The organism is Streptomyces murinus (genome assembly GCF_002154555.1).
GTDB classification, from domain to species: Bacteria; Actinomycetota; Actinomycetes; order Streptomycetales; family Streptomycetaceae; genus Streptomyces; species Streptomyces murinus.
This window is the reverse complement of sequence record NZ_MUNF01000910.1, coordinates 1-823: the sequence shown is the minus strand read 5'-3', so window position 1 is coordinate 823 and position 823 is coordinate 1. Positions and strand designations below refer to the sequence as shown.

Sequence of the window (823 nt, the reverse complement as noted above, 5' to 3'; positions counted from 1 at the left end):
TGCCGATGAAGGTCGCGTCGATCAGGGCGACCAGCACGGTGCCGCGGACGTACGCGGTCAGGGTGCGCCAGGCGCGCGGTCCTGCGCCGGCCACGCCCTCCCGGGCGGCGGCGGGCACCAGCTTCAGGACCCAGCTCCAGATGCGCTTGCCGTCGTAGAGCAGGAAGAGCGTGGAGAAGAACACCAGCAGGATGCTGGTCAGGGCCTCCACTATGACCTGAACGCCCTCCAGGCCCGCCGACGTTATCTGGTCGGCGTTGGCTCCGATGGCCTCGCGCAGGTTCTTGGCGATCTGGTTGATCTGCTTGTCGGTGACATGGAAGGGGCTCTTCAGGAGCCAGTTGCGCAGATCGTCGATGCCGGACTGTATCTGGGTGGAGAGCGTGTCGATGTTCTCCATGACCTGCCAGGTCACGAACCAGCCCATCAGGCCGATCACCACGAAGCCGCNNTCAGCAGGGCGATGACGAAGGCGAACACCACCAGCTGGACAGCGCTGATGACCCGCATCAGCACCCAGACGGTGCCCGCGAGCACCAGCAGCCGCCAGCCGGCCTCGGCCGCGACCCGTACCCCCCAGGGCACGGCCTGGGCGGGATCGGGTCGCGGGACGGGCGGGGCCGAGGCGGGGGGACGGCGGGCGTGCGGCACCGCGTCGGCGACGGTGTCGGACGCGGTGTCGGACAGGGCGTCGGGCGCGGCCGAGGACACGGCGTCGGCCATGACCGGCTCCCGGCGTGCCGGTTCGGGCGCGGTGTCCTCCTCGGACACCTCCGCCTGGCGGGCGTCCAGCCGTTCGCTCATCTCGGTGAGACTCGCGCCC

At 70.4% G+C, this 823-nt stretch carries 1 pseudogene; it reads right to left on the bottom strand.

Going from position 1 to position 823, the window contains the following annotated elements:
• Positions 1-823, bottom strand: a pseudogene (locus CCN72_RS36485) (AI-2E family transporter); the annotation flags it as partial.